This window comes from Streptomyces sp. AC555_RSS877, from assembly GCF_019049245.1.
Taxonomy (GTDB): domain Bacteria; phylum Actinomycetota; class Actinomycetes; order Streptomycetales; family Streptomycetaceae; genus Streptomyces.
The window spans coordinates 1-219 of record NZ_JAGMUK010000233.1; the positions used below are offsets into that span (position 1 = coordinate 1).

Consider the following 219-nt stretch of genomic DNA (forward strand, 5'->3'; position numbering starts at 1 on the left):
GGCGGGGGTCGTGGTCCGGGGTCGGTGCAGGAGGAGATCCTGTGCCAGGTGTTCGCGCAGGTCCTGGGGGTGGACCAGGTGGGCGTGGATGACGACTTCTTTGTGCTGGGTGGCCACTCGTTGCTGGCGGTTTCGCTGGTGGAGCGGTTGCGTGGGCGGGGGGTGTCGGTTTCGGTGCGGGCGTTGTTCCAGACGCCGACGCCGGCCGGTCTGGCCGCG

Annotated in this window: 1 protein-coding gene; it reads left to right on the forward strand. The window is 70.3% G+C overall.

Annotation, left to right across the window (positions count from 1 at the left end; translation table 11 throughout):
- Window positions 1-24 precede the first annotated feature (24 nt).
- On the forward strand, window positions 25-219 hold a 195-nt coding region (locus tag KUM49_RS47070), incomplete at its 3' end, for a phosphopantetheine-binding protein (protein ID WP_374200285.1).